This window comes from Bartonella sp. MR168JLCBS, from assembly GCF_042194175.1.
This window is the reverse complement of record NZ_JBHIMP010000024.1, coordinates 1-7,132: the sequence shown is the minus strand read 5'-3', so window position 1 is coordinate 7,132 and position 7,132 is coordinate 1. Positions and strand designations below refer to the sequence as shown.

7 protein-coding genes and 7 pseudogenes are annotated in these 7,132 nt (G+C 39.0%); 10 read left to right on the top strand and 4 right to left on the bottom strand.

Translation table 11 applies throughout. From position 1 onward, the window contains the following. Window positions 1-76 precede the first annotated feature (76 nt). The 3 genes and pseudogenes from ACFIK8_RS08525 to ACFIK8_RS08515 all read left to right on the top strand — a co-directional run. Window positions 77-456: pseudogene (locus ACFIK8_RS08525) on the top strand (hypothetical protein); the annotation flags it as partial. A gap of 612 nt (window positions 457-1,068) precedes the next feature. Beyond that, window positions 1,069-1,794: pseudogene (locus ACFIK8_RS08520) on the top strand (antA/AntB antirepressor family protein). Between the two features lie 7 nt (window positions 1,795-1,801). Beyond that, window positions 1,802-2,044, top strand: coding sequence for a hypothetical protein (locus tag ACFIK8_RS08515; protein ID WP_375635922.1), 243 nt, complete (start codon window positions 1,802-1,804; stop codon window positions 2,042-2,044). Between the two features lie 88 nt (window positions 2,045-2,132). Here ACFIK8_RS08515 and ACFIK8_RS08510 read toward each other — a convergent pair whose 3' ends face one another. Then, a complete protein-coding gene (locus ACFIK8_RS08510; protein ID WP_375635921.1) occupies window positions 2,133-2,372 on the bottom strand; it encodes a type II toxin-antitoxin system YafQ family toxin in 240 nt (79 codons plus the stop codon). Continuing rightward, entirely contained in the window at window positions 2,318-2,620 is a 303-nt protein-coding gene (locus tag ACFIK8_RS08505; protein WP_375635920.1) for a type II toxin-antitoxin system RelB/DinJ family antitoxin, read from the bottom strand. Before ACFIK8_RS08505 ends, ACFIK8_RS08510 begins: the two co-directional genes overlap by 55 nt. 106 nt (window positions 2,621-2,726) lie before the next feature. Here ACFIK8_RS08505 and ACFIK8_RS08500 point away from each other — a divergent pair. The 3 pseudogenes from ACFIK8_RS08500 to ACFIK8_RS08490 all read left to right on the top strand — a co-directional run. Then, a pseudogene (locus tag ACFIK8_RS08500) lies at window positions 2,727-2,960 on the top strand (head decoration protein); the annotation flags it as partial. Window positions 2,961-2,972: 12 nt separating this feature from the next. Further along, window positions 2,973-4,050 (top strand): annotated as a pseudogene (locus ACFIK8_RS08495) (major capsid protein). A gap of 1 nt (window position 4,051) precedes the next feature. Continuing rightward, a pseudogene (locus ACFIK8_RS08490) lies at window positions 4,052-4,434 on the top strand (hypothetical protein). 3 nt (window positions 4,435-4,437) lie between these two features. Here ACFIK8_RS08490 and ACFIK8_RS08485 read toward each other — a convergent pair. Both ACFIK8_RS08485 and ACFIK8_RS08480 read right to left on the bottom strand, forming a co-directional pair. After that, window positions 4,438-5,130, bottom strand: a complete 693-nt coding sequence (locus ACFIK8_RS08485) for a hypothetical protein (RefSeq protein ID WP_375669193.1) — start codon at window positions 5,128-5,130, stop codon at window positions 4,438-4,440. Continuing rightward, window positions 5,102-5,524 carry a hypothetical protein gene (locus ACFIK8_RS08480; protein ID WP_375669192.1) on the bottom strand — a complete coding sequence of 141 codons (423 nt, stop codon included), beginning with the start codon at window positions 5,522-5,524 and terminating at the stop codon, window positions 5,102-5,104. The genes ACFIK8_RS08485 and ACFIK8_RS08480 overlap by 29 nt, the downstream gene beginning before the upstream one ends. Window positions 5,525-5,907: 383 nt before the next feature. Between ACFIK8_RS08480 and ACFIK8_RS08475 the strand changes: the two are divergent. The 4 genes and pseudogenes from ACFIK8_RS08475 to ACFIK8_RS08460 all read left to right on the top strand — a co-directional run. Then, a pseudogene (locus tag ACFIK8_RS08475) lies at window positions 5,908-6,018 on the top strand (phage antirepressor Ant); the annotation flags it as partial. A 9-nt stretch (window positions 6,019-6,027) separates the two neighbouring features. Further along, a pseudogene (locus tag ACFIK8_RS08470) lies at window positions 6,028-6,504 on the top strand (phage tail protein); the annotation flags it as partial. A 5-nt stretch (window positions 6,505-6,509) separates the two neighbouring features. Then, window positions 6,510-6,890, top strand: a complete 381-nt coding sequence (locus ACFIK8_RS08465; protein WP_273724327.1) for a phage tail protein — start codon at window positions 6,510-6,512, stop codon at window positions 6,888-6,890. Then, window positions 6,887-7,111 (top strand): tail protein X, encoded by a 225-nt coding sequence (locus ACFIK8_RS08460; RefSeq protein WP_375635918.1) that lies wholly within the window; start codon window positions 6,887-6,889, stop codon window positions 7,109-7,111. The genes ACFIK8_RS08465 and ACFIK8_RS08460 overlap by 4 nt, the downstream gene beginning before the upstream one ends. Window positions 7,112-7,132 lie beyond the last annotated feature (21 nt).

The window sequence follows — 7,132 nt, the reverse complement described above, 5'->3', positions numbered from 1 at the left end:
TTGCTGTCTTTAAAGCATTCTCTGTTTGCTTTTGCCGTTCGCTTTGCTTGCCAAGGTGAAACGCCTTGGCTAAAGCCGCTGTAAAGCAAAACTTCTCGAAACAGATATCATTGGTTCTGGAACACCGATACCTCTTAATTTTTTCAAGCAAAAAAAAACAAAACGCGGTGTAACTTACACAATGTTTGGAAAAAAGAAATCTTGCCTCATGGTTTTATTAAGGGTGGAAATTTTCCAAAGCGTGTTGATTTAAAAAAGATGAAGAGTAATGTTTTTCAAAGAGTAGACGGAGGTAAATTCCCCATTGCAAAACAAGAAGGACCATCAATTGCTGGAGTGATGTCCAAGCCAGAAATTGTAAATTCTATCGCACAATATACCAGTGAAAGATTAACTAAAAACATACAGAGACAACTTGAACGTCAAGAATACGCTGCTAATAAGAAAGCTAAATAATGTTCTCAAGCTTTATCTACCTATCCCGTATCCTTATGAGTTTATGCATTACACACTTTGATTGCAATTTTAAAAACAGATTATCACTTATGCTTTGTTTTTTTTATAAAAAAGTCAATAAAATAAATATAAAAGATACTTCCCAGCGAGTTAGCTTCGTTACGGGGCAGGCTGCGCAAACTATCGCTAGCGACAGAATTTTCAAATTAACTGTACATTGTACACTTAACTCATTGATAAATAATGATTTCAATATGTACACTGTACAGTATATAATTATTTTGAGATGGAATTTATTTTTATTCTCGACATTATTGCGTCAATGTATATTTTCGAATTAAGTGCCTAAGAAACACCTTAAATCGATAGCGGATAGATTACCGACACAATCTCTTCTCCGCACATTAGAGACTTTGACTCATTATATGCTACATGCATATAATGGATTTGTCGGGTGTAGTTACGCTATACAATACTCTTTATGGGGAAAGCGTAACGACGGACTATCGACCGTGTTTCTTAGCGCTCGGCATTCTTCTGGAATGTCAATAAGAAACCTCTAATCGATAGGAGTTCACTATGAACACTCTTATAGAAATTAAATAACGGGTTATTGATAGAGAGGCTGTTCAAACCGTCAATGCTCGTGATTTGCATGCGTTTTTGGAAATTACATCAAAATTTGCAGACTGGATTAAAAATCGTATTAAAGAATGCAAATTTCGAGAAAATATAGACTTATAGCTTTTTCTAAAAATTTAGAAAAAGGTGGGCGTCCAAGCATGGAATATCACCTCACCTTAGACATGGCAAAACACCTTTCAATGATCGAGCGTAATGATAAAGGTCATCAAGTAAAAGAGTATTTTATCGAATGTGAAAAGCTTGCAAAACAAGTAGCGACACCGCAAATCGATTACTCCAAGCCCGAAGCATTACTTGGCGTCTTGAATCACCTACAAAATCAAATCGAACAGAAAGTAGCATCATCGCAGAATAGCACCCAAAGCAGACGCGCTTGAGGATTTAAAGCCTTCTGATGGTTTGTTCGGTCTTATTGAAGCGGAAAAAATTTTTGAAGTACGGCCAAAGGACTTAACAGATTACTTACATAAACATGATTGGGTGTATCGCCGTATTCCAAGTGGTCCATTATTACCCTATCAGGATAAAATCAAGAAAGGATTTATGGATTATCCTGCTATCACTATTCAAGGACCTGATGCTACAGAAAAGATACTGCCTTCAACAAAAATTACACCAAAAGGATTGGCATGTTTGAGAGAACAAATATCTTTGGGGGTATGCAATGAAGGTAGATACCAACTTTTTATGTAATGTGTGAATGGCTTTGTTTCAGTTTGTCAATTGTGAATATGTAGATAAAAAAAATTGTAGTACTCTGGTTAACATTATGGGTGTGATAGAAAAAGCTTTGATTTTAAAACTTCAAGATGAGGTACCGAATATTACAAAGATTCTAGCAGTTCTTAAAGGCTTTGGAACTTCAGAACTCCCGCATAGCATGAATTCGTTATTGCAAGCTTATGCTCCTACTTTGGAGAGCCCTGTTGTGGAAGCTGCTTAGCTAAAAACATAACTCCCCTCTCCATTCTCAAAAATGGGGAGGTAGTTTAAAGATCAAGTTTTGAATGAGAGCCTAGACATACTAAAACCTATCGATCTTGACCAATCAAGCGATAAATCAACACTAAGTCAGGTCGAATATGGCAATCTCGATAATTGCTCCAATTCCCAGTCAATGCATAGTCATGATATCGAGGTTCTAAAGGCTGGTCAATTGCTAATACTGCAATGATTTGGCGCAAATCAATATCTAAAAGATGCCGATACCGTCCTTTCATTTCACGCTTGAAATCACGTTTGGAGATAGTGGTGCGTTCAATCGTCCACATAGATCATCAAATAATTCGTCTACGGAATGAAACTTTTTTAAGTTGCCTTCATCTAATTCCGTAAAAGCCGCTATGGTTTCCGCATTGGGTTGAAACAAGAAGGACGGAATAGCTTTATCTTGTGCAATACGCGTCATCAACACTCTCACAACATCACTTACTGATAAATCTGAAGCTTGAATAACTTGATTAGCGATATTTTGAATTTCTTCTGGTACACGCGCCTGAACCATACGACTAGCAGCCATAATGATCTCTCCTCTTGTAACTGTATTTCAGTGCAATACAATTGGAGTTTAATTTCAACCGCAAAATGTTTGGCTTATCTGATACGCCGAAAACCCCATTCCTCAAGCATCAGAAAAATACATCCCCCTTAATCCAGCAGTATCCGATGGCAGTCAAACACCGGCAGGGATTTCTTTTGCCACTGTTGACGCAACAGGCGCAGATCAACGCGCCGTGATTACAGCACGCTTATGCACTGTAAAAGCTTCTGAATTGCTATGGCCAGATGACATCACAGATGAGCAAAAGAACGCGGCCATTCAGTCTTTAGAAGACCATAACAACATTCTATTGCGATAGGAGAATGCAAACATGGATATGAATTTTTTTAAACATGATGCTTTCTCAAGCATCACAATGATGAGAGCCATTGAAAACTATGAGTTTCAACCTGGTCTTGTGAGCTCTCTTAATCTTTTTGAGGAAGTTGAAACCAGTACCACAGTGGTTGGGATTGAACGGCGTGATAATACATTTTCGCTTATTCAAACCAGTGAACGTGGCGCACCTTTGGCAGAAGGTGATAGAGAGGGGCGTAATCTTCGGTTTTTCAAAACAACACGGATTGCCAAAAGTGATACCGTAAAATCAGAAGAAATCCAGAACCGTCGTGAATTTGGCGCAGAAGATCAGTTAGAGACAGCAATGAAATATATTGCCAGAAAACAAAAGAAACTGATTTCTGAAATTGAATTGACATGGGAAAATATGCAGCTTGGCGCTGTTCAAGGTGTTGTCCTTGATGCTGATGGCTCCGTGATTGTCGATTGGTACAAAGAATGGGAAATCACACCACCAAAGCCCATTGACTTTAAACTAAATACAGAAACAACCAATGTTGCTGACCATGTTGACCAAGTCATTATGAGGATGATTGAGGCTTCAAAAGGAGCATTTTCTGATCGTTCACGCATTATTGGACTTTGTGGAAATGAATTCTTTTCCAAGTTGAAAAACCATAAAACAATTCGTGAAACTTATCTCAACACAGCCTTAGCACAAACACTTAATAGCGCCGGAGGTGTTGCAACACCAAGCGCTCTTGGCTCGGGCAGCTTTGGCAGTTTTGACTTTGCTGGTGTCACTTTCATTAATTACCGAAGTATTCACAACTATAATGTAAGTGCACAGGCTGGAACAAAGCGCGCCATAGGAATTAAGCCTGATGAATGTCAATTCTTCCCTGTTGATGCGTCTGGTGTCTTCCAAAAAACCTTTGCACTAGGTGAAAGCTTGGATTTTGCCAACACGGTTGGAAAGCCTCTCTACACCATGCTGATCGTTGATCACGACCGTAATGCATGGGTAAAACCGGAGGTTCTATAGCTATCCGCTTTACATTTGTACACGCCCAGAAATGCTGTTTAAAGCCGTGATTGGAGCGAAATAACATGCGATGGCACGGGCTGCTAAACCAAATGGTTAAAGATGTGCGCAACACTTTTGGGAAGCCCATCATCTACACGCGAAAGGACAATCAGCAATCTTTTCGTATCACAGCGATTTACACCATTAAGCATTCAGAATCGGACGCTGGTGGCAGAATCCCTACCACAATTGCAAGAAAGGAACTTGATCTTTGTATCAATGATATTGGGGGCGGGTGCCACCAAACCCTCAAGATAGTGTTATTGTGATGGTTCCTAAAAACAGCAAAGCTCCCTCTTCCCAAGAGCACTTCGTGATCACAGATGTCCAAGCCTCAGAATCTGGTATGTATAAGCTTATCTTGCGGGAGATAAAAAATGGACGCAACTTTATCTTGTGTGTTTAAAAATCAATAAGGCTGCCCAAGAGCCCGGATTACTGCTGCAAACCTTGGATTTGGAATGGCACTAAATCGGTAATTCCATGGTGCGCCAGTACGGTGACTGATGTGACATCTTTGGTATGTTATAGTGACTGATGCAATTCCTGCCCAAGTAGTCCTTTCATTATCTTCAGGGCTTTCAAATACAATAGCTTGGTTTGTTACTAAAAGACGTCCTAAAGCTGGAGTCTTTTCGCCAATATTGAAGGTAACGCGTTCTTGAACTCCCAACAGTTTTTCATTTTTTGCTAAACGATAATCATATTCACTTGCATCAAGTTCTTGAAACATTTCACATGCTTCCTCAAAATTAGAGGGAGGAATATCTGATTGCCACAGAGAAACTTCTTGCTCAAAGTTTTTTTCCTTTTTCGCCTCACGATAGGCAATAATAACAAAAATTAAAACAATAAGAATGGGTACTAATAACCATGGTGTAATAGTTACTGTTACCACAATGCCTCCACTCAACAGAACACAAAGGAGAAAGATCTGTACCCTCTTTTCTAACCGTTTTTTTTCAAGTTCCAGCGACATTTTATTAACAACTGATAAATCAGAAGAAGGGTGGATATGGGGGGGAGGCATTAAAACCTGCTCTGAAACTTTTTCTTTAAAACGCTTTTTGCGTCTATCTTGCCAATGAACAAAAATAGACAAAGCAATAAATGCAAAGAAAATTAACCCTGAACCATCCCCAAAAACCTAGACCATTATTTTCGTCTGACTTTTTGTCTTGAACATGGATACTTTGCTTATCAGTATTCTCAGGTAGTACCTGTTTCACGCTTTCATTTTGAGTAGCAACATATATTAATGAAGTCGAGGAGGAGGAAAAAATTTCATTATTGTATGTAACTTGATCTGGTTCGATTTTGTGAAAAAAAAACGCACCTAATATTGCAGAGCCGAGAAATAATAAAACTCCAATACCAAGAGTTTTCAGTCCGTTTTTCCGCCATTTTTTTATACACACTAAAACAAGTCCGACAACCATCACTGGGAATGATAACAAGTATACGATCACCGCAATTGTATCAAGCGTATCGAGCATTATTTCCCCCTCCACTATAAATAAAAAACTAAGCCAAAAAATTTAAAGTGAGTCGACAAATAAAGTAAAGATGTGCTTATAATTTTTAGAAAAAAGTGATATTGCTGCGTGACATTATTACAGCGATATGAATAATCGAATCAGGTGCCTAAGAAACACTTTAAAGCAACTAGCGAACGGATTGATGGAACAATATCTTCTCCGCCAATTAAAGTTTTGACTCGTTGTATGTTACACGCATATAATAACTTTGTCGGGTATAGTTACACTATACAAGACCCTTTACGGGGAAAATATAACGACGGGCTAGTTGCCCATGTTTCTTAGCACCCAGAGCTCTTTTAAAGTGTCATTAAGAAACATCTAACAACTAGGAGTCCTTTATGAATACCCTTATAGAAATTAAAGAACAAATTATTGAGCAGGATACAGTTCAAACGATAAATGCTCGTGAGTTGCATGCATTTTTGGAGATAAAATCCGATCTCATTGATAGCTTGTGAGACGGCATCAAAAGCAAGTGGTAAACCTTGTCCGAATGGTTTAGCGGCATGATAAGCAAATTAACCAACTGGATGCCTAATTGGATGAAAGAAAAGTTAGGGTTTAATGTTTCAATTAACAAAACTTCAACCCAAACCATTAAAACCTTTACCGATGAAACCAATGCACGCGCAAAAAGAATGCTGGATACAGTAGTGGTTACAAATACCCCACCTGAAAAACGCAAGAGTGGTTTTAATACAAGTGTCATTGAAACAGGACAAATGCAGGCAACAAATAAAGTGGGTGCCTTTAAAGCTCCAAAGCCCATTACGGTTCATAAACCCGTTGAAGTAGACGCCCGTGTAACCATTACAAATCTCAATATTTCCGTCCCCAATGGTTTAAAGGACGAAATCAGAGACGCTGTCAATCAAGCACTTGAACGCTATGCAAAACAGCAACGTTTAGCCATAGCCTCTAGCCTTTCGGATTAAATACCATGATGTTAGCTTTGGGTGGTTTTATTTTTTCGATTGAAACAGCAGCTTACCAAACACTTGATATGTCTTATGGAGTTCCATGGGTAGAGCAAGGGCGATTGGGGAGAAAGGCTGCTCTTCAATTGCCTGCTGTTGCAAATGCGGAATTTTCTTTAGCAGGCGTAATTTATCCAGATTTCAAAGGTGGTCACAGACAGCTCGAATATTTGCGACAAATAGCGCATATGGGACCTCACATTCTTGTGACCGGTCAAGGTAAAATCTTAGGTAAGTTTGTCATTCTTTCTGTAGAGGAAAAACAAAGCATTTTTCATCATAATGGCACCCCCAAAAAACAAGAATTTACGATAAAGTTGAGAGAATATGGTGAAGACCTATGAGTGACCTTTATATGACCAAAGATGGCGATATGGTAGATGCCATTTGCTGGAAATACTATGCCAAAGGTCAACAAGCGCTTGCTGTTGAACACGTCTATGCAGCGAATTTGGGGCTTGCAGACTATGGACCCATTTTAAAAGCAGGTATCACGATACTCTTACCAACCCTCCCCTATCCGAAAGCCACACCAGTGATCAGAATTTGGGGTAGCAAATCATGAAACCTTTTTGCACGGTTCTGG

Bases quoted from the DNA above. Each gene is read 5' to 3' on its own strand.
- ACFIK8_RS08505 (WP_375635920.1), bottom strand. From the start codon at position 2,620: ATGGCTGCTAGTCGTATGGTTCAGGCGCGTGTACCAGAAGAAATTCAA.
- ACFIK8_RS08465 (WP_273724327.1), top strand. From the start codon at position 6,510: ATGATGTTAGCTTTGGGTGGTTTTATTTTTTCGATTGAAACAGCAGCT.
- ACFIK8_RS08460 (WP_375635918.1), top strand. From the start codon at position 6,887: ATGAGTGACCTTTATATGACCAAAGATGGCGATATGGTAGATGCCATT.
- ACFIK8_RS08480 (WP_375669192.1), bottom strand. From the start codon at position 5,524: ATGCTCGATACGCTTGATACAATTGCGGTGATCGTATACTTGTTATCA.
- ACFIK8_RS08515 (WP_375635922.1), top strand. From the start codon at position 1,802: ATGGCTTTGTTTCAGTTTGTCAATTGTGAATATGTAGATAAAAAAAAT.
- ACFIK8_RS08510 (WP_375635921.1), bottom strand. From the start codon at position 2,372: ATGTGGACGATTGAACGCACCACTATCTCCAAACGTGATTTCAAGCGT.